Raw genomic sequence first — 20,288 nt, 5'->3', positions numbered from 1 at the left:
TCTTAAAGGTTAGCTAGAAATAAACAATTAACAGGGAGCGTCATTATGAAGTTATCAGCAGGAGCTAAGTTCCGACAAGCTGTGCAAGACAACGACCCATTGCAGATCGTCGGCACGGTGAATCCGTATTGCGCGATGATGGCAAAGAACTTGGGGCATCAAGCTATTTACCTATCTGGTGGAGGCATCGCCAATGCGTCTTATGGTTTGCCTGATTTAGGTATTACGACATTGAACGATGTGTTGGTGGATGTTGAACGTATTACCAATGCGTGTGATCTGCCTTTGCTGGTGGATATCGATACGGGATTTGGTGGCGCATTCAATATCGCACGTACCATTCGATCGATGGAGAAGGCAGGCGCAGCCGCAATTCACATGGAAGATCAAGTCGCTCAGAAACGCTGTGGTCATCGACCAAATAAAGCGATTGTGAGCCAGCAAGAGATGGTAGATAGAGTCAAAGCGGCAACAGATGCTAGAACCGATGAGAGCTTTGTGATTATGGCGCGTACGGATGCATTGGCGGTTGAAGGTATTGATAGTGCGATTGAACGAGCGATTGCGTGTGTTGAAGCGGGCGCTGACATGATTTTCCCTGAGGCGATGAATCAGCTAGACCAATACGTGAAGTTCTCGGCGGCGCTGAAATCTGCAACGGGTAAGCACGTGCCTATTCTCGCGAACATCACTGAGTTCGGCCAAACACCACTCTACAACTGTAACGAGTTAGCCCAATCAAGTGTCGACATGGTGCTCTACCCGTTGAGTGCGTTCCGTGCAATGAACAAAGCAGCGGAGAATGTTTACAGACACTTGTTAGTTGAAGGTAATCAAGAAGCTTTGTTGGATTCAATGCAAACCCGTAAAGAGCTTTACGAACACCTGAATTACCACGACTACGAGAATAAGCTTGATCAGTTGTTTTCAAGTGAAGGGTAAACCAGTTTCAATTAATCAAAAATCAACTTAATCCAATAACGTGAAATGGTTAGTCGCCATATCCAGTACCGATGATAAAGATCATCGGACATATAAACAGGCAGCACCAAAGAGTGCAGGCGGCTAACACAGAAAAGGAGTTCACCATGTCTGTATCTTTGAGTGATAAAGCAGCTTTCGATAAGGCTTCAACAGAAAATCAACAACAAAACGCAAATACAGAAAGTGCACCAGCCAGCGCACCTGCAATCGGTGGTGCTGGTCTACGTGGTCAGAGTGCGGGAACCACGGCGCTATGTACGGTAGGTCAGTCAGGAACGGGTTTAACTTACCGTGGCTATGACATTACCGACCTTGCTAATCATGCTCAGTTCGAAGAAGTGGCGCATCTGCTACTAAGAGGTCACTTACCCAGTGAAAAAGAGCTAGACGATTACAAAACATTGTTGGTTGGTTTGCGCGGCTTACCTCAACCTTTGAAAGCAGCACTAGAGCTTATTCCAGCAGACGCTCATCCAATGGATGTGATGAGAACGGGCTGTTCAATTCTAGGTAATCTAGAGCAAGAGTCCGGTTTCTCCGAGCAACTGCCTGCGACCGAACGAATGCTCGCGCTTTTCCCTGCCATTATTTGTTATTGGTACCGCTTTAGCCATGATGGCGTGCGCATTGATACTGAAGATCAAAGCGAAGCCTGTCTAGGTGGCTACTTCTTGAAGATGCTAACGGATAAAGCGCCTAGTGAACTTCATAAGAAGGTGATGCACTGCTCGCTAACGCTTTACGCGGAACATGAGTTTAATGCATCTACATTTGCGGCTCGAGTTTGCGCATCAACTTTATCTGACATTCATTCTTGTGTTACCGCAGCGATTGGCACGTTAAGAGGCCCATTACACGGTGGCGCAAATGAAGCGGCGATGGAAATGATCCAAGATTGGCAAACCGTTGATGAAGCGGAAGCGAACATCATGAATATGCTTGCTAACAAAGACAAAATTATGGGCTTCGGTCATGCCATTTATCGTGAAAGCGACCCACGAAATGCTCTAATCAAGCGTTGGTCAAAAGAGCTAGCTCAAGAGGTAGGTGATAAACAGCTTTACGCCGTTTCAGAACGTGTTGAAGCGGTTATGAAGCGCGAGAAAGGCTTGTTCTGTAATGCTGACTTCTTCCACGCATCGGCATATCACTTCATGGACATCCCAACCAAATTGTTTACTCCGATCTTTGTGATGAGCCGCCTTACAGGTTGGACGGCGCATGTGTTCGAACAAAGAGAAAACAATCGCATCATTCGTCCAAGTGCAGACTACACCGGGCCAGAGCATCAAGAATGGTTACCTATTCATCTACGTTAGCCCTCTATAACGAGCCGACTTATGTCTTGAGGTGACTTCCGTCTTCATACGACAAGGCCTCAAGAACCAACGAATAGAATTTAACAGATAATGGTGGATGTATGTCTGATGTGAAACTTGAACAAGCTCAGTACCTTGATAAAAATCAGTACCGAAAACTTTTACCCGGAACTCATTTAGAGTATTTCGATGCTTGCGAAGCGGTAGAAGCGATATCTCCGGGCAGTTATAGAACCTTGCCTTATACGTCGAGAGTATTGGCAGAGCAATTAGTAAGACGCTGTGATCCTGAAACCCTTGAAGACAGCTTAAAACAGATCATTGAACGCAAGAGTGACCTTGATTTCCCTTGGTATCCTGCGCGTGTGGTGTGTCATGACATTCTTGGTCAAACAGCCCTAGTAGATTTGGCTGGATTAAGAGACGCGATTGCCGACCAAGGCGGAGACCCTGCCAAGGTGAACCCCGTTGTCGAAACCCAACTGATTGTTGATCACTCTTTAGCCGTGGAACATGCAGGCTTTGATAGTGAAGCCTTTGATAAAAACCGTGCGATTGAAGAACGCAGAAACGAAGACCGTTTTCATTTTATTGAATGGTGTAAAACCGCGTTTAAAAACGTGAGTGTGATTCCTGCGGGTAATGGAATTATGCACCAGATTAACTTGGAGAAAATGTCTCCAGTGATTCAATCTAAAGAAGGCATCGCGTTTCCTGATACCTGTGTCGGCACCGACAGTCATACTCCTCATGTTGATGCTCTGGGTGTTATTGCAATAGGTGTAGGTGGTTTGGAAGCTGAGACTGTGATGCTCGGTCGTCCGTCGATGATGCGCTTGCCTGATATCGTGGGCGTCAAGCTAACGGGTCAAAGACAAGAAGGGATAACCGCAACGGATATTGTGCTTGCGATTACAGAGTCCCTTCGAAATGAAAAAGTGGTTTCCAGTTATCTAGAGTTCTTTGGTGAAGGTGCTCGTGCACTGACTATTGGTGACCGCGCCACTATATCTAACATGACGCCAGAATACGGCGCGACAGCAGGTATGTTCTATATCGATGAACAGACCATTCAATACCTGAAACTCACTGGTCGAGAGCCTGAGCAGGTTGAATTAGTTGAGATTTACGCTAAGCAAACTGGCTTATGGGCCGATGATTTAGATGCCGCTCAATACGAACGTGTGCTTGAATTTGATTTGTCGAAAGTTGAGCGCAACCTTGCAGGGCCATCCAATCCCCATCGCCGCCTACCAACCAGTGAACTTGCCAAACAAGGTATTAGCCAATCATCTTGGAAAGAACAACATTCGGCGAAATATAGCGATGACCAAATGCCAGATGGTGCCGTGATCATTGCGGCGATTACTTCTTGTACCAATACCAGTAACCCAAGAAATGTCGTCGCCGCAGCATTGGTGGCTAAGAAAGCCAATCAACTTGGATTAGTTCGCAAGCCGTGGGTGAAAACGTCATTTGCGCCGGGTTCTAAAGTTGCCAAGCTCTATCTCGAGTCAGCAGGTTTGCTTCCTGAACTTGAACAATTAGGCTTCGGTATCGTGGGTTATGCGTGTACGACTTGTAATGGAATGAGTGGGGCGTTGGACCCTAAAATCCAACAAGAGATCATAGACCGCGACCTGTATTCAACCGCTGTGTTATCGGGGAATCGAAACTTTGATGGTCGAATCCATCCCTATGCTAAACAAGCGTTTTTAGCCTCACCGCCATTGGTGGTTGCTTACGCTTTAGCGGGCACGATTCGCTTTGATATCGAGAAAGACAGCTTAGGCACCGACAACAATGGTAAGCCAATCTTTCTAAGTGATTTGTGGCCAAGTGACGCAGAAATTGATGCGGTTGTCGGTGAGCATGTTAAGCCTCAGCAATTCCAACAAATCTACGTGAAAATGTTCCAGCCAGACGAGGAGCAGGTGACTACTGAACCGCTTTATGACTGGCGACCTCAAAGTACCTATATCCGAAGACCACCTTATTGGGAAGGGGCTCTTGCGGGGGAACGAAGCCTTTCAGGGATGAGACCTTTAGCTATTCTGGGGGACAACATCACCACAGATCACTTATCCCCTTCAAATGCGATTCTCGCTTCGAGCGCTGCGGGGGAATACCTCACCAAAATGGAAGTGCCGGAAGAGGACTTTAACTCTTACGCGACCCATCGAGGTGATCACTTAACCGCGCAACGAGCAACATTCGCCAACCCTAAGCTGTTTAACGAAATGGTGAAGGACGCTGGAGAAGTCGTGCAAGGTTCATTAGCAAGAGTTGAACCTGAAGGTCAAGTTACGCGAATGTGGGAAGCGATTGAAACCTATATGAATCGTAAACAACCCTTGATTGTCGTTGCTGGTGCCGATTATGGACAAGGTTCATCACGTGACTGGGCTGCCAAAGGTGTGCGCTTAGCGGGTGTTGAAGTGATTGTGGCTGAAGGGTTTGAACGAATTCACAGAACCAACTTGGTTGGCATGGGCGTGCTGCCTTTGCAATTCAAAGCGGGGACCAATCGCAACACCTTAGAATTGGACGGTACCGAGCTTTACGACGTTTATGGTGACATCCAAGCAGGTTCTGATTTGGCTCTAGTCATTACTCGTAAAAACGGTGAAAAGCTTGATGTTCCCGTGACCTGTCGACTAGACACTGCAGACGAAGTGAACGTGTACAGCGCTGGTGGTGTATTGCAGCGTTTTGCCAAAGACTTTCTTGCACAGTAGGAGCTTGATATGACAAACAAACAGATCAAAGTGCCTGCAACTTATATGCGAGGAGGCACGAGCAAAGGGGTTTTCTTCAATCTAAGTGATTTACCTCAATCAGCGCAAGTTGCTGGAGAAGCGAGAGATACATTGTTGTTGAGAGTGATTGGCAGTCCAGACCCTTATGGTAAACAAACCGATGGTATGGGTGGTGCAACATCGAGTACCAGTAAAACCGTGATTGTTTCGAAAAGCAGTAAAGCCGATCACGATGTTGATTACCTATTCGGCCAAGTGGCGATAGATAAGCCGTTTGTGGATTGGAGTGGTAACTGTGGGAACTTGTCTGCAGCGGTCGGTCCGTTCGCTATTCATAGTGGCTTGGTTGACTTGACTCGTATCCCTGAAAACGGTGTTGTTGAGGTGCGAGTATGGCAAGTGAATATCCAGAAAACCATTATTGTTCATGTGCCTATCACCAATGGTGAAGTCCAAGAGTTAGGTGACTTTGAGCTTGATGGTGTGACTTTTCCTGCCGCTGAGATCCAAGTCGATTTTCTTGACCCTGCCGATGCGAGTGGTTCGATGTTCCCTACAGGGAATGTTGTCGATTTTTTAGATGTTCCCGAATTGGGCTGCATCAAAGCAACATACATCAATGCAGGAATACCGACTATTTTTGTTGATGCTGAATCGGTGGGTTATCAAGGCACAGAGCTTCAATCGGATATCAATAGCGATGCCAAAGCTTTGGCGCTGTTTGAATCTATCCGAGCGCATGGTGCGGTTGCGATGGGTCTTATTGATTCCCTAGAACAAGCCGAATCACGCCAACACACACCGAAAGTCGCGTTTGTTGCTAAGCCTCAAGCGTACCAAGCATCTAGTGGTAAATCGGTTGCTGCCGAAGATACTGACCTTCTGGTGCGTGCTTTGTCTATGGGACAACTTCATCACGCTATGATGGGAACGGCTGCGGTTGCGATTGCTTCTGCTGCAAGTGTTCCTGGAACTCTTGTTAATTTGGCTGCTGGTGAAGGCCAACGTGAATCGGTGACCTTTGGCCACCCGTCAGGAACCTTAAAGGTAGGTGCGAAAGCGTTGCAGACCGAAAGTGGGTGGAAAATTGAGAGGGCGATTATGAGTCGTAGTGCCCGAGTGATCATGGAAGGTGCCATCCGTGTGCCTTTTCCTAAGTAAAGCGATTGTCGTGAACGGTTAAATATTCACGAACACAACGCTGAGAAAAGAGTGCACCCAAGTGACACTGCTAAAAGCTAGTCGCTTGGACAAATGGATAAAGTATGGAGGAGGCACTATGTCTGCTATGAATCAAATGAACAGAAAAACAGACTATATCACCGAGTACCAATGGGCTAGGGAAGACCCTAATTCGTTTTGGGAAACACAATCACAAGCGATAGATTGGTTTGAACCACCAAAAACGATATTACAAACTGACGATAACGGTATTGAGCGCTGGTTTCCTGATGGGGTGATGAACACGTGCTGGCTGGCGCTGGATTATCATTGTGAAAATGGGCGAGGTGATAAAGTGGCGTTGATTTACGACTCGCCTGTAACGGGAACTCAGTCGTCCTACACTTACAAAAAATTACGTGACCAAGTGGCTAAAGTCGCTGGTATGTTAGCCACGCAAGGCGTTACCAAAGGCGATCGTGTGGTGATCTACATGCCAATGATTCCTGAAGCGGCGATGGCAATGTTGGCCTGTGCACGACTAGGCGCGGTGCATTCGGTGGTGTTTGGTGGGTTTGCTCCTCATGAGCTTGCCGTTCGAATTGAAGATGCCGAGCCGAAGGTGTTGATTACAGCGTCTTGTGGAGTCGAGATAAACAAGGTTCTACCATATAAGCCAATGGTTGACAGAGCGATCATGGACAGCCGTTGGAAACCAGAAAAAGTCGTGGTATTCCAAAGAGAGCAGTCTCTAGCCGAATTGAACAATGAACGTGATGTACTTTGGCAACAAGCGGTTAGCGATGCATTACCTCATGTGTGTGTGCCTGTTCTAGCGACTGACCCACTATACATATTGTATACATCAGGGACGACGGGTAAGCCAAAAGGCGTGGTGCGTGATAATGGTGGTCACGCGGTCGCGATGAAATACTCGATGAGCACTATCTACGATATGCCGCAAGATGGTGTGTTTTGGGCAGCTTCTGATGTCGGTTGGGTCGTGGGGCATTCCTATATTGTGTATGCGCCACTGATTCACGGTTGCACCTCTATTCTGTTTGAAGGCAAGCCGGTAAGAACACCCGATCCAGGCGCATTCTGGCGTGTTTGTGAAGAATACAATGTTGATGTGCTGTTTTCTGCCCCAACAGCGTTTAGAGCAATCAAGAAAGAAGATCCTGAAGGTGAGTTGCTCACCAAGTATGACTTATCATCGCTCAAGTCGATTTTTATGGCGGGAGAGCGTTTGGACCCGCCAACATTGGATTGGGTCGAGTCTCATACCAATAAACCGGTTATCGATCATTGGTGGCAAACAGAAACGGGTTGGGCTATTTCTGCAAATCCGACAGGGCTTGAATCTTTGCCTGTAAAAGCGGGTTCTTCAACCAAGCCAGTACCCGGTTACCAAGTGGAGATCCTCAATGAATTGGGTGAAATCGCACAAACGAATCAACAAGGGTTTGTGGCACTTAAACGACCATTACCGCCTGGTTGCTTACCCACGGTATGGCGCAATCATGATCGGTTTGAATCCGGCTATTTGAGTCAGTTCCCGGGCTATTATGTTTCTGGGGATGGTGGTTATCTTGATGAAGATGGGTATTTATTTATCATGGGTCGTATCGACGATGTGATAAACGTAGCGGGACACCGTCTGTCGACCGGAGAAATGGAAGAGATAGTGGGTGGTCACCCAGCCATTGCAGAATGTGCGGTAGTCGGTATTCACGATGACTTAAAAGGGCAGCTGCCTCTTGGTTTAGTTGTGCTGAAAGATGGCGTAAAAGTCGATGGCATTGAGTTGCAAGCGGAGTTGGTTGGCAAGGTTCGCAATGAGATTGGCGCGGTCGCCTGTTTTAAGCAAGCCTTGGTTGTTGAGAGGTTACCTAAGACTCGTTCAGGTAAGATCTTACGCAGAACTATCCGACAGATCGCAGAAGGCGAACAATATGTGGTGCCTTCGACGATTGACGACCCTACCAGCTTAACTGAAATTGCTGAAAAGCTCGGTAAATAGATGTTGCAGTTTAGGTAGTATGCTCTTTGGCTTGTTGATTTATACATAAGCCAGCGTGATGGTTTACCTAAACTCTACTTTATTCATTCGCTTATCCATTACGTTTACTATGACCTCATTATGAATCCCACATATTGAGGTCTTTTTATGCGAGCTTACTTTTTGTTGATTGCTTTACTGGTCAGTGGTGCTGCTAGTGCCAGTATTTCAAAGGATGAAGCGAGTAGAGCGTTGTTAGAGCCTTTGAGCCATCCCAAGGTATTTAAATGTGAATCCAAGACTGGCGTCGATCTCTATCAAGCCGTGTTTGATATTGGTGTCGGGTATGATGCTGATCCAATTAACTCGAAGATGATCGTCAATTCAAGAAAAGGTCGCTACGAATATCAAATCTTAGGTGCGATAAGGTCTGAAAGAGCTGGTGAAATTGTCGTGTTAACTCGTCATGTGGGAGACGGTGTTAAAGTTGCCGCTATGATTGACGACGAAAATGGCAAAATACTGGGGATCGGCGATAAAAATCATTATAGAGATTGCGGTGTTAGGCCACCACCTAGCGCAGAAAATATGCAAAACTTTTGGTCCAAAGGCTAAGAGCGGCATCTGAAAGAGAAGAATTATAGAGAAAGAGCGATTGAGGCGACCTTATTGGTCGCCCTTTTTGTTTGTCTGGATAAAGTGAAGCTCAAAGATATGTATCAATAAGCACTTATGCGATGGTTGAATGATACATAACTGAACATGATGTATCGTCTAAACGTGGCTTTATTTATCTCATTCACGGTTCTGCTTAAGATGGCTCTACTCCAAACGAAGAACTAAGCGAGACTCCTATGAAATTCACTAAACCTTTTCTTTTAGCGACACTGATTGTGACTCTTTCTGGTTGCGCATCACCAGCAATGGATAACGAAAATGAAAACGCAGCGCGTAATCGTGGTGCTATTGGTGGTGCTTTATTAGGAGCGACGGCTGGAGCGCTGACCGGAGACGCGAGCTTAGCGGTTAAGGGCGCTGCATTAGGTGGCGTGACAGGTGGTGTGGCTGGTTCAATGAAAGATACGGATGATGCGAGAAACGCACAACGAACCCAAGTCACTGCGGATGGTCTAGCGCAAGACAATCGCACCGATGCAGAAAAGCGAGTTGCTGAAGTTGAGGCTGAAATTAAACTTATCGAACTAGAACAACAGCTTGCTGAACTCAAAGAAGATAAAGAAGATAACGGCGCATAAAGCTACAACTAAAGCTAAAGCCTAGATATTCGTTTAATTCAAAATCATTCAAACAGAATGGCCACGTAATGTGGCCGTTTTTGTATCTAAAATACGCACTTCAAACAATGAATTAATTCAATAACTTGTATAGATACTCACGCCAAGTAAACTAGACTCAGTTTAGATATCAATTTGGTTTGAGAAGCGCAATAGTCATGAATGTCACCTTAAGGGCTGCAAAGCACACGGATTTGGAACAACTTAACGAGTTAATGTTCGATCTCCACCATCATCACCACCTTGCTAGCCCAGAGCACTTTAAAACGGCAGAAGAAATTGAGCAGGAAAAAAGCATTGCACGTTACTTGGATGATCCTGAATGCTTGGTTTATGTGGCATTAAAAGGTGAGCTCATTGTTGGCTTTATCTCCGGACATTTTTGTGAGCTTATCTCAACGGTGAGTAAACCGGTGCCGATGGGGAGTGTCGATGAACTGTTTGTCTTGCCTCATTATCGAAAAGAATCGATTGCTGAAAAGTTGTTTAGCAAAGTTGAAGCGACTTTTGATGATTATGGGGTTGAACAAGTCTTTGTAGAGGTTTGGGACTTTAATTCACCTGCCAAGGACTTCTATCAAAAAATGGGGTTCACACCTCACATTCAATGGATGAGGAAGGCTTTGCACAAAACGTAGACAGCGATTTTGTGCGTGTTTGATTACACTAGAGCAGTCTTTAACTTTTTCTCTTATTTTTAGGTAAAGTCGTTGGCTATTCGATATTTATTAGTTTTCATATTATCTCTTTTGAGTACTACTTCCGCTTGGGCAAGTAACACTTTGCCCGATCATATCGCGGGCGCTTTGTGTGTAGTACGTGCTGATAACCAAATCGTATTGGTTGATGAATTGATCACGGGGCAATTGTCTCTACCGGGAGGCACTGTGGTTTCAGGTGAGCCGCCAGCCGTCGCAGCGCAGCGTGAAACATGGGAAGAGGCTGGGTTGTCTGTTACCGTCGGTGATGTGTTGGGTTATACCGACAGTGCCGTTGTGTATGATTGTGTCTCTGACTCTGAAGTTATCAGTTACAAAGCTCGAAATGAGTTAGGTGGCTTTGAACTACCAATCTGGTTTGCTCCACATTACGGTGTGGAAGTCAGTCGCGCGATGTTATTGCCACCTACGGAGTTACAAGCCAACCAATACCGTTACCCAGAGCAATGGTCTGAGATTAACGAATTCTTTCTATCCGCGACAGATCAACCTGTGACGTATGTGACTGAGCTGGTGGGCGCGGCACCGAAAGTCCATCAAGTTGAATTAAATTGGATTGTGTCGCTTCAAAACGCGTTCGATAATATGCCAAGCGTGTTTGCGAATACTGTGCTTTTAACTGACTCGTTAGCGAAGCCATGGATTTTCATCGTGATATTGCCGCTAATTGCTTGGCATTTTGGCCGTAACTTCGCGTTGAAGTTTGGCTTCACTTTGATCTCGGTGACATTGCTCACTTTAATCGCCCACCAAGGGTTTGGTTTTCCACGTCCGCATGCTTACTTGCCAACATTGAAGCTAGTGATGAGCAGTGGGTATAGCTTTCCAAGTTTATTGGCTGGCTTGTGGGTGAGTTTAACCTTGTTAGTCTTTTGGAAACTAAAGCGCCTCTTGGAGAAAAAATCGATTTTGATAGTGCTCATTGGCCTACTGTGGATCATGCTATTTAAGTCTTATTCAGGCAACGCGTTCTTTAGTGATGTCTTTATGGGAGGCGTATTGGGCGCGTTAACAACGTGGCATATCGTAAGGTTAGATGCGAAACCTGATGTTGATATTAGTGCCTTATTAAGCTCTAAAGGTGTCTGGTGGGCATTATGCTTACTTTCCATCGTTCTCACGGTGATATGGCCACTGCCAACATTCTCATTCTGGGTCGCTATTTTGATGACGATTGCATGCCTAGTGACGTTAACAGGCTCGAAGCCTTTGGTCGGCCAGTTCTCATTCAAGATTGTATTTGGAGTGATGGCGATGTTGTTAGCGGGGAATTTGCTGATTAGCTGGGCAGGAAGTTTTGTCTCTTTCAGTGGCATCGCTTCATTTATTGTTGAGACTTTACGTTTCCCAATCTTGATACTGTTTGGCGTCGTGGCGTTTCGTCAGCCATGGAAAAGAGAGTAGGCGAACCGACTAACTTAGAATCCAAAAAAGGCTGTGCAGTGCACAGCCTTTGTGATTTGTGCAACAAGCAAAAAGTAAACCTCACTAAAGCCTGTTGAGCTTTTACGAGTTGAAGATAAACTTTTCAATTGCGACTGCAACACCGTGCTCGTCGTTACTCGCTGTAATGTGGTCAGCTAGCTTCTTGGTTTCTTCCATTGCATTGTCCATCGCAATGCCAAGGCCAGCGTATTCAAGCATATGGTGATCGTTTTCAGCATCGCCCATGCAGATAACTTCTTCCGCTTTAATGCCTAAGTGTTTAGCTATTGCTTCAATGCCGACACCCTTGTTTGAATTTGGGTTTAGGAACTCTAAGAAGAATGGTGCACTTTGCACTATAGTAAACTGAGTCTTAAGCTCTTGTGGCAACTTGCCGATGATTTCAGTCAGCTTGTTTGGTTCTGCGACAATCATAGTTTTGATGATTTCGTGGTCATCTTCTAGTTGAGAAAAGTCGAACTCGGTAATCTCTAAGCCATTAATACGCGCTTCAATAGCTGTGTACTCATTGTTTTCAGGCGTGATTAAGCCATGAATCTTGCTGAATGCATGAACATAACCACCAAGCTGTACAGCCAGTGCTGCGATCTCTTTCGCGGCTTTACCATTGCTGATCTCACTATGAATGAGTTCTTTTGTAGAGACGTTTTGAACCATAGAGCCGTTGTAGAAGAGCACAAAGTCATCTTCGCCGTTGATTGAAAGCTCGTCTAACTTACTCTGCATGCCTTCTAAAGGACGACCAGAAGCCAGAACCACTTTCACACCTGCAGCGCGTGCTTTGGCAATCGCGTCTTTGTTCTCTTGAGAAATTACTTTATCACTGTTGAGCAGTGTGCCATCCATATCAAGAGCAATCAGTTTGTACATGTTGTTCCTTACTAAAAAATTAAAAGCTAACGAAATCTAATGGGCGAAAGGATAAGGGAACTTGAAAGTTCAGGCTAGGGCTTTGATCAACTCATTTATCAGTACTCATTTGTTTGACCAAAAGGGGCAAGTGCTTTAAGGTCTGCGGTTGATTAATTTCATCAAATGATTGAGCTGAGGATAAGTTGTACAAGATTAATGAAATGTTTGAAACCATCCAGGGCGAGGGCGTATTTACCGGCGTTCCTGCTGTTTTTGTTCGACTGCAAATTTGCCCTGTAGGCTGTTCTTGGTGTGATACCAAGCAGACTTGGGAAGCGTTGCCGGAAGATGAAACGAGCCTTGGTGATATTATGGTTAAGACAAAGGATTCACCGACTTGGTCTGCAATTGATGCGCAAGGAATCGTGAATGAATATATCAAGCAAGGTTACACCGCGAAGCACATTGTGATTACTGGTGGTGAGCCGTGCATCTATGATCTTGTCCCTCTTACTGAAGCATTTGAGCAGCACGGTTGTCGCTGTCAGATTGAGACCAGCGGAACATCAGAAGTAAAAGCCACACCGGACACTTGGGTTACGGTGTCACCAAAAGTCGCAATGAAAGCCAAATTGGATATCCTTGATAGCGCACTCGTTCGTGCGAATGAAATCAAGCACCCTGTTGGTACAGGTAAAGATATCGAGCAACTAGATGCTCTTATTGCTAGAGCCGATGTTCCTGAAAATACAGTCATTGCACTTCAGCCGATTAGCCAAAAAGAACGTGCAACGCAACTGTGTATTGATACTTGTATTGAACGTAACTGGCGTTTATCTATTCAAACTCACAAATATTTGAGCATCGCATAGGTTGCATTTGTTTACTGGCCTAGATAAGTCGCTAGTAGAAGATTCTCGTAAGGATTTAAGATGAAAAAAGCAGTCGTAGTATTCAGTGGTGGTCAAGACTCAACAACGTGTCTTGTTCAAGCTTTAAAAGAGTATGATGAAGTTCATGCGATTACGTTTGACTATGGTCAGCGCCATAGACTCGAGATTGAAGTTGCGGAGTCGTTGTCGAAAGAGCTTGGTGTGAAAGCGCACAAAGTGATGGATGTGACTCTGTTGAATGAACTGGCTATCAGCTCTCTGACTCGCGACGATATCCCTGTATCACACGAGCTACAAGAGAATGGATTGCCAAACTCGTTCGTTCCTGGTCGTAATATTCTTTTCTTAACACTTGCCGGTATTTACGCGTACCAAATCGGTGCTGAAACTGTGATTACTGGTGTGTGTGAAACAGATTTCTCTGGTTATCCTGATTGTCGCAATGATTTTGTAAAAGCGATGAATTCTGCGCTTGTACAGGGCATGGACAAGAAGCTTGATATTAAAACACCACTGATGTGGCTGAACAAAGCTGAAACATGGGCGATGGCCGACCAATATTCAGCACTTGAGCTTGTTCGCAATAAAACCCTGACTTGCTACAACGGCATCATCGGCGACGGTTGTGGTGATTGCCCTGCATGTGAACTAAGAAAAGTTGGCCTTAACGATTACCTAGGTGATCGCGAAGGTATTATGGCTGAGTTGGTTCGCAAACAGGCTGAGAATAAATAACATCAGGTAAGTCGATCGGGTCGTTATAAGCATCGATGATGCAGTTTCGGCCATTACTCTTCGCTTGATAAAGTGCTTGGTCAAGAACCGAGTACAAGTCATCAAAGTCACTTAATGCGTTTGAGGTTGCTAGATAAGCAAAACTCGCGGTTACATTAAGTGGCTTTTTGCTTTCTGATAAGAAGACAGCGCTTGATATGGCATAGTGCAACTCTTCAACACGCTCTCGTACTTCAGAAAGTTTGGTGTCGGTCAGCATGATAAGAAACTCTTCACCGCCTAAGCGGCCAAACAATTCATCAGTCATCAAGTGCTTTCCTATTTGTTGACTAATATGGACGAGTGCTCGATCACCAGTAGGGTGGCCATGTTGGTCATTTATCTTTTTGAACTTATCGAGGTCTAGCAAAACCAGAACGTGTTGCCTGTTCGCGTCTTTACTGCGTTTCACTCGTTTGATTCTTCGTATTATTTCGGTTCTGCCGTACGCCTTTGTCATTGCGTCAACAGCCGCTTTCGCACGAACCGTTTTGTTCACCAATATCGTAAAGCTCGCAGTACACAGCAATAAAATAATAAGGATGTTGTACATCAATCGCTGGTGTTCCATTTTTTCGATTTGAAAGCGGTCAATTCGTGTTTGATTGGCCAAGAACGAGCTTTCTAGTTGTTGCTCATACTTAGCGTGAGTCAGGTCTAGTGCTTCAAAAGCTAATCGATTATCGATGTCTCGCGCTTCCATCTGTATCGACGAGTATCGTTGGTAAAAGTAAAACGCCTGTTGGTAATCGATCAATGCTTGATGAATGTCAGAAAGCTGAAGAAGGGCTTTGGCAATGTACTTATGCCTTGTGACTTGCTCAGCCAACTCTAAAGCTTGCTGTGCATAATTCAATGCTTCCTGAGTTAGCTTCCTTTCTTCGAACATGTCGCTGATCGCTAAGTACGCGTTGATGCGAATGACATCGTTGTTTAGTGCGTTGGAGTCGGACAGAGACTCGACTAAATAGTCTCTCGCCAAATCATAGTTGTTAGTTTGTGTGTAGGCTTTTCCTAAACCAAGGTTTGTCAGAGCGATGCCGTAGTTATGAGATGAGGTACTCAACAGTACTTTGGCTTGCTTAAAGTGGGAAATCGCAAGGTTGCTTTGACCTTGACTAAGATACAAGTCAGCCAAGCTATGATGTACTTGAGCTTTCATCAAATCTGAAGCATCGGCTCTGAGTTCGAGCGCTTGTTCTAGGTACTGCGCTGATTTGTCGTATTGCTTGAGCTCTTTGAGCAAATTACCCACATCGTTATAGATACCGGAAATATCATGTCCTTGTGGGAACACATTGATCAGTGCGAGGTAGGTGCTTAATGCTGCTTGATAGTCGCTACGAAAATGGTGATTGTTGGCGATGACTCGATAAGTTCCAAATTTAGGCAATACTGGATCTGCGATGTCGTGTAAGTCCGATTGAAGTGCAGAACAGTAATAATTCGCTTGATGGTATTTTGCTTGCTCGTTCAGAGATCGACATAGTTGGTACTTTAGTAGGGTTCTTCCAGTCAAATCACTGCGCGACTGCATTTTGGCTAATAGGCTTAAAAAGCCTTGTTGCGCTTCTTCATATTGGCCTTGGCCGTCTTTCATCAATGCAGAAATAAACGTTTCTTCGATTGCTTGGTATTCACGATCGTTTGAAGCGATTCCATAGAACGGTTGATCTCGGTGGCTCATGTATTGGTATAACAGAGATGAAAGGTAAAGCTTATCCCCATAGACGGTTGAGCCAGTGTAACGGGTTTGCAGCATGTTTAATGCACGCGATGGGGAATGAGTTAGAGTCGAGAGATAGAGTGCATTCCAATCAGCATTTGGAGTCGTGTTTGAATCCAAATTAGATGAGTTGAAAGGAGAGTCCTGGTGACGATCTTGTGTTGATACTTGGCCATGAGAATAAAAGCTAATGAACAGTAGAAGGGTAATAAAAACAGAGTGAGTCACAAGAAACTATCTATCAGATAAAGAACGATATTCTATTATTAGTTTGATGTTGCTTCAATTTTTGAATGGAATAGGTAGGGCGTTATGCGAGGTAAGTCTCTAATTTGTTGATATTTATCAGAGGTGTATCGGTCGTACTGTTCGCACGACCGATATCGGAAATTAGATGTATAATTTCGCTAGGTCAGAAGGCTCAAGTTCTTTGCCTTCTAATGTTGCATTCCAGTTAATACCAACAAGAACGCCGTCTTCAGCTAGAGTCAGTAACCAATCTTCTACAAAGATATCTAGTGGAATTTCTAATACTTCGAAGTCAGCCCACTCTTCAACGTTGTGAGTCTGAGCATCTTCTTTTGAAGACCAAAAAGGCATCACTTCGCTGCTTTCGAATTCACTTGAGTCACATGCTAGCCAACCTTCTTCATTGCGAAGGCCCCATACCAGTTTAGTTTCTTGTGTTTCAGAAACGAAAAGTTCTAGATTTGCTTGAGTATCAGCTGTTAGTTTGCTCATGGATTAATTCTCTATGTTGATAACGACGCAAGATTAACATTATAGACGGCTTAGGTACATGCTATTCAAGGAATTATCACCATACTGAAACGTTAACTAAAGATCACGTTTCAGTATGATAAAAGCAGGAGAGAGCCTACTTTTTTATTTTGGTGAAGATGTGCCACTCTTCTTTGATGTTGCCTTTAAATCCAACAACGGAAGCGACAACTTTTCGATGTAGTGCGTGATTAATTTGGCTGTCATCACTACTGAATTCAGAATCACCATGACCCACGATATTGACTCGAGATGGTTGAATACCATTACTGATAAGGGCTCGCCTTACGTGGGATGCTCGCTCTTTTGACAGTTTTAAATTGTGTTTGGCATTGCCCACTTTACTGGCATAACCTTGCAACTCAATCGATGTACCCTCGTAACGCTTCAAAAACGCAGCCATCTGGCGTATCTGCCCTAGGAAAACAGGGTTAATTTCCGTAGAGTTATTAGCAAAGAGTATGTGGAGCTCTTTCTTTTCTGACGATTCAAAATATGAACCACAACCGTCGTTATCGATCTCTGCACCAATTTGCGTATCGGGACATAGATCTCGCGCGTTAATTACGCCGTCATTATCATCATCTTCGAGATCATAAATTTGCGTGATGTCTGGAAGAGCTCGATATTCAAATTCTTCATTGCTTGTTTCAGCTAAAACGTTGGCAGAGACAATCATGAGACAAAGCGAAAATACAGTCTTTATCAGCTTCATTAGTATTCTACCTTTTCGTTCCATTCTTGAGGGGTTTCGACGCGTAACCCAGCTAACAGGTTTCCTGTTGCATTCATTACTCGGTATTTCGCATATTGTTCGTCGTACTTGGCATCCAGATAGCCCTTACGGGCTTCGAATAGTTCGTTCTCGGTGTTAAGCAAATCGAGAAGGGTACGTTTACCGATACGGTATTGTTTCTCATAAGAGATAACGGTGTCTGATGCCGAGTCTACGTGGTCAGATAGAAACTCTTTCTGTTGAACGGTTAAATCAAGTGCGCTCCATGAAAGGCGTAAGCTCTCTTCTACATTACGGTAAGTACTCTCGCGGAGGTCTTTCGCTTTGTTTAGTTGATAAGCGGCACTTTCTGCACGGTCTTGGTCTGAACCGCCGTTGTAAAGGTTGTATCTTAAACGAACCATCGCAGAAAACTCGTCACTGCTGCCTGGAGTGCCACCGGCATCATCGCGCCAGGTTTGAGCGGCTTCAAAAGAAACCGTTGGGTAATTAGTGCTCTTAGATTGTTTGTATTGAAATTTCGCTGAGTCTACATCGGCTTGTGCAATCTTAATTACTGGGTGCTGATTAAACGCTTTTGCTAATGCACCATCAACCGTGTAAGGGATAGCGCCTGCATCTGCGCGAGGGAAGGTTAACCCTAACGGAGATTGACCCACAAGCCTTTTGAATTGTGTATGAGTGTCAAAAAGGTTGTTTTGCGCCGCAAGTAAATTACCGTGCGCTTTAGCAATACGTGCTTCTACCTGTGACATATCTGCCGTTGAGCCAATACCTGACTCAACACGCTTGCGAATATCGCTGTATATTTTTTTGTGGGTTGCGAGGTTGTTTTCAGAGAGTGAAAGCACTTCATAGGCTTTTACCGCATCGAGATAAACCTTGGTTACTTCTAATGCGATATCTTGGGCATTAGATATCAATTGATAACGCACTGATTCCGCATCAGCAGCGGTACGGTCAATATCATTCGATGTATTAGCCCCATCCCAGATAAGCTGGGTTAGCGTAATTGTTGCTTCTTTCCGAGTCAGATCGGTCGTGCTTGAGTTAGTTGCTAGATCGGTATGTTCGTAACCAATACCTCCATCCAAGTCTATACTTGGACGATAAGCACCGCCAGAAGCATCATTAAGATATCGCTTGCTGACATATTCGTTATAAGCACTTTTGATTTCAGGATTACTTTCTAAAGTGAACGCAACGGCTTGCTCTAGGGTTTGTGCTGTCGTCGGTAAGCTCATACTTATAGCTAACCCTAATGTTGTCTTTTGAAGCCTATTCAATGTGCATCTCCCTAAAGTTAGCTCGCATCTAAGTCTTGAATTTGTGCTGTTATATACGAAATTTAGATGAACCGCCAAAAAAATTACGATCGCTAAGCTGGCGTTCGCAAATGGTTGTCAAAATGTTAACCGATCAGCGTGCGTTTTATGGTGTTTTTATACACGTCAATCTTACGTTTTTAAATCTATTATTTTACGCAAACACAATAACTTATATTACTGGTGTGAGCACTAAGATTGTTATGCGATGTGATCACCGTCATTAGCTTGTCACTCAAGTTGTTAAATACTAGATTCATAACTAGGAATTATATGACTTTAAGTGTTATATTTTAACTAATATTATAAATATAATGTCACTATTTTGACGTTAATGACAAGAAATGCTTTTTTAGGGGTTTATATGGACATGACAACATTGAATTTGGGTGGTGCATTAGCACTTGGCCAGCGCATTGTTATCTCGGTAGATGGTACGATTAAAGTCTTAGAAGAAGGCCAACCACTACAAACAGGGGATGTCGTTCTTGAATCCCAGAACGGATCCAATGAACCTCAGGTATCGGCAAAACGCTTCTCATCAGAAGAAGGCGAAATTGAGCTCGACCAAGATATTGCGAATATCTTTGCCGCATTAGAAGAAGGTCAAGACCCGACCGAGCTAGGTGAGGAGTTCGCAACGGCAGCAGGTCAAAACGGTTCAAGTTTGGCTTCTAGCGGAACTATTGAACGTGATGGTGAAGAAACCATTCCTGGTACAGAGTTCGTGACTACGGGTTTTGAAGCACTGGGTATGTCTCGTACTCAAAGCTTGAGTCTTCTAGATGCCTTCCGTTCGTTTGAGCAATCTGGTAGCCAAGGCACAGACAGCGAGACCATCGGTGACACAACAGCACCCGCTGCACCAGATCTGACTCTTGATACTGACTCAGGCTCAGCGGCGGACGACTTCTTAACTAATGACGGCAGCTTCACAGTCGGCGGCACAGAAGACGGCGCGACAGTTGAATACTTTGTTGATGGCAACTGGACAACAACCGCGCCAGTACCCGTTGAAGGTGGTAACACGATTACTGTTCGTCAAACCGACGCAGCAGGTAATACATCAGGCAGCTCAACGCTGACGTTCACTCTTGATATCACAGCACCCGCTGCACCAGCACTGACACTTGATACAGATTCAGGCTCAGCGGCGGATGACCTCTTAACCAACGACGGCAGTTTCACAGTCGGCGGCACAGAAGACGGCGCGACAGTTGAATACTTTGTCGATGGAAACTGGACAACAACCGCGCCGGTACCCGTTGAAGGTGGTAACACCATTACTGTTCGTCAAACGGACGCAGCAGGTAATACTTCAGGCAGTTCAACGCTGACATTTACTCTTGATACGCAAGCAAAATCAGGAAATGTGAGCGTAGATAACATTACAGAAGATGACGTGATCAACGCGGCAGAAAGCGGACAAACCATCGCGGTGACGGGTACGGCGACAGGTGGCGACATCAGCGAAGGCGATGTTGTGACCATGACCATCAATGATAAGCCTTACAGCA

At 45.0% G+C, this 20,288-nt stretch carries 17 protein-coding genes; 12 read left to right on the top strand and 5 right to left on the bottom strand.

Annotated features, from left to right (window positions below):
* Nucleotides 1-45 precede the first annotated feature (45 nt).
* From prpB to L3V33_RS17790, 9 genes are all read left to right on the top strand, one after another.
* On the top strand, nucleotides 46-942 hold the full coding sequence (gene prpB / locus L3V33_RS17830) for a methylisocitrate lyase (protein ID WP_237290944.1): 897 nt from the start codon (nucleotides 46-48) through the stop codon (nucleotides 940-942).
* Nucleotides 943-1,088: 146 nt separating this feature from the next.
* Entirely contained in the window at nucleotides 1,089-2,303 is a 1,215-nt protein-coding gene (prpC, locus tag L3V33_RS17825; protein ID WP_237290943.1) for a 2-methylcitrate synthase, read from the top strand.
* Nucleotides 2,304-2,404: 101 nt separating this feature from the next.
* Nucleotides 2,405-5,041 (top strand): Fe/S-dependent 2-methylisocitrate dehydratase AcnD, encoded by a 2,637-nt coding sequence (gene acnD, locus L3V33_RS17820; RefSeq protein ID WP_237290942.1) that lies wholly within the window; start codon nucleotides 2,405-2,407, stop codon nucleotides 5,039-5,041.
* Nucleotides 5,042-5,050: 9 nt separating this feature from the next.
* Nucleotides 5,051-6,223 (top strand): 2-methylaconitate cis-trans isomerase PrpF, encoded by a 1,173-nt coding sequence (prpF, locus tag L3V33_RS17815; protein WP_114633601.1) that lies wholly within the window; start codon nucleotides 5,051-5,053, stop codon nucleotides 6,221-6,223.
* Nucleotides 6,224-6,341: 118 nt separating this feature from the next.
* Entirely contained in the window at nucleotides 6,342-8,246 is a 1,905-nt protein-coding gene (locus tag L3V33_RS17810; RefSeq protein ID WP_237290941.1) for a propionyl-CoA synthetase, read from the top strand.
* Between the two features lie 147 nt (nucleotides 8,247-8,393).
* Nucleotides 8,394-8,840: a hypothetical protein gene (locus L3V33_RS17805; protein WP_237290940.1), complete on the top strand. Its 447-nt coding sequence runs from the start codon at nucleotides 8,394-8,396 to the stop codon at nucleotides 8,838-8,840.
* A gap of 239 nt (nucleotides 8,841-9,079) precedes the next feature.
* Entirely contained in the window at nucleotides 9,080-9,481 is a 402-nt protein-coding gene (locus tag L3V33_RS17800) for a glycine zipper domain-containing protein (RefSeq protein WP_237290939.1), read from the top strand.
* Between the two features lie 197 nt (nucleotides 9,482-9,678).
* Nucleotides 9,679-10,158, top strand: coding sequence for a GNAT family N-acetyltransferase (locus L3V33_RS17795; protein WP_237290938.1), 480 nt, complete (start codon nucleotides 9,679-9,681; stop codon nucleotides 10,156-10,158).
* 72 nt (nucleotides 10,159-10,230) lie between these two features.
* Nucleotides 10,231-11,643: a phosphatase PAP2 family protein gene (locus tag L3V33_RS17790; RefSeq protein ID WP_237290937.1), complete on the top strand. Its 1,413-nt coding sequence runs from the start codon at nucleotides 10,231-10,233 to the stop codon at nucleotides 11,641-11,643.
* A 102-nt stretch (nucleotides 11,644-11,745) separates the two neighbouring features.
* Here the strand turns inward: L3V33_RS17790 and L3V33_RS17785 are convergent, their stop codons facing one another.
* The gene (locus tag L3V33_RS17785; RefSeq protein WP_237290936.1) at nucleotides 11,746-12,555 is read right to left on the bottom strand and encodes a Cof-type HAD-IIB family hydrolase; all 810 of its coding nucleotides are present in this window, start codon (nucleotides 12,553-12,555) and stop codon (nucleotides 11,746-11,748) included.
* 185 nt (nucleotides 12,556-12,740) lie between these two features.
* On the opposite strand from L3V33_RS17785, the gene queE reads away from it, so the two are divergent.
* Nucleotides 12,741-13,409 carry a 7-carboxy-7-deazaguanine synthase QueE gene (queE, locus tag L3V33_RS17780; protein ID WP_308829676.1) on the top strand — a complete coding sequence of 223 codons (669 nt, stop codon included), beginning with the start codon at nucleotides 12,741-12,743 and terminating at the stop codon, nucleotides 13,407-13,409.
* A 60-nt stretch (nucleotides 13,410-13,469) separates the two neighbouring features.
* Nucleotides 13,470-14,165, top strand: a complete 696-nt coding sequence (gene queC / locus L3V33_RS17775; RefSeq protein ID WP_237290935.1) for a 7-cyano-7-deazaguanine synthase QueC — start codon at nucleotides 13,470-13,472, stop codon at nucleotides 14,163-14,165.
* On the opposite strand, the gene L3V33_RS17770 is transcribed toward queC, so the two are convergent.
* From L3V33_RS17770 to L3V33_RS17755, 4 genes are all read right to left on the bottom strand, one after another.
* Nucleotides 14,125-16,158 (bottom strand): tetratricopeptide repeat-containing diguanylate cyclase, encoded by a 2,034-nt coding sequence (locus L3V33_RS17770; protein WP_237290934.1) that lies wholly within the window; start codon nucleotides 16,156-16,158, stop codon nucleotides 14,125-14,127. The genes queC and L3V33_RS17770 overlap by 41 nt on opposite strands.
* Before the next feature lie 162 nt (nucleotides 16,159-16,320).
* Nucleotides 16,321-16,671 carry a DUF2750 domain-containing protein gene (locus L3V33_RS17765; RefSeq protein WP_004733613.1) on the bottom strand — a complete coding sequence of 117 codons (351 nt, stop codon included), beginning with the start codon at nucleotides 16,669-16,671 and terminating at the stop codon, nucleotides 16,321-16,323.
* 136 nt (nucleotides 16,672-16,807) lie between these two features.
* Nucleotides 16,808-17,425, bottom strand: coding sequence for an OmpA family protein (locus L3V33_RS17760; RefSeq protein ID WP_237290933.1), 618 nt, complete (start codon nucleotides 17,423-17,425; stop codon nucleotides 16,808-16,810).
* The gene (locus L3V33_RS17755; RefSeq protein ID WP_237290932.1) at nucleotides 17,425-18,732 is read right to left on the bottom strand and encodes a TolC family outer membrane protein; all 1,308 of its coding nucleotides are present in this window, start codon (nucleotides 18,730-18,732) and stop codon (nucleotides 17,425-17,427) included. The genes L3V33_RS17760 and L3V33_RS17755 overlap by 1 nt, the downstream gene beginning before the upstream one ends.
* 403 nt (nucleotides 18,733-19,135) lie before the next feature.
* Here L3V33_RS17755 and L3V33_RS17750 point away from each other — a divergent pair.
* Nucleotides 19,136-20,288: Ig-like domain-containing protein (locus tag L3V33_RS17750; protein ID WP_237290931.1), on the top strand; the 1,153-nt coding region annotated here is incomplete at its 3' end.

The organism is Vibrio sp. A2-1, from assembly GCF_021728355.1.
GTDB lineage: Bacteria > Pseudomonadota > Gammaproteobacteria > Enterobacterales > Vibrionaceae > Vibrio > Vibrio splendidus_K.
This window is presented reverse-complemented; position numbering and strand designations above follow the sequence as displayed.

Bases quoted from the DNA above. Each gene is read 5' to 3' on its own strand.
- prpB (WP_237290944.1), top strand. From the start codon at position 46: ATGAAGTTATCAGCAGGAGCTAAGTTCCGACAAGCTGTGCAAGACAAC.
- prpC (WP_237290943.1), top strand. From the start codon at position 1,089: ATGTCTGTATCTTTGAGTGATAAAGCAGCTTTCGATAAGGCTTCAACA.
- acnD (WP_237290942.1), top strand. From the start codon at position 2,405: ATGTCTGATGTGAAACTTGAACAAGCTCAGTACCTTGATAAAAATCAG.
- prpF (WP_114633601.1), top strand. From the start codon at position 5,051: ATGACAAACAAACAGATCAAAGTGCCTGCAACTTATATGCGAGGAGGC.
- L3V33_RS17810 (WP_237290941.1), top strand. From the start codon at position 6,342: ATGTCTGCTATGAATCAAATGAACAGAAAAACAGACTATATCACCGAG.
- L3V33_RS17805 (WP_237290940.1), top strand. From the start codon at position 8,394: ATGCGAGCTTACTTTTTGTTGATTGCTTTACTGGTCAGTGGTGCTGCT.
- L3V33_RS17800 (WP_237290939.1), top strand. From the start codon at position 9,080: ATGAAATTCACTAAACCTTTTCTTTTAGCGACACTGATTGTGACTCTT.
- L3V33_RS17795 (WP_237290938.1), top strand. From the start codon at position 9,679: ATGAATGTCACCTTAAGGGCTGCAAAGCACACGGATTTGGAACAACTT.
- L3V33_RS17785 (WP_237290936.1), bottom strand. From the start codon at position 12,555: ATGTACAAACTGATTGCTCTTGATATGGATGGCACACTGCTCAACAGT.
- queC (WP_237290935.1), top strand. From the start codon at position 13,470: ATGAAAAAAGCAGTCGTAGTATTCAGTGGTGGTCAAGACTCAACAACG.
- L3V33_RS17765 (WP_004733613.1), bottom strand. From the start codon at position 16,671: ATGAGCAAACTAACAGCTGATACTCAAGCAAATCTAGAACTTTTCGTT.
- L3V33_RS17760 (WP_237290933.1), bottom strand. From the start codon at position 17,425: ATGAAGCTGATAAAGACTGTATTTTCGCTTTGTCTCATGATTGTCTCT.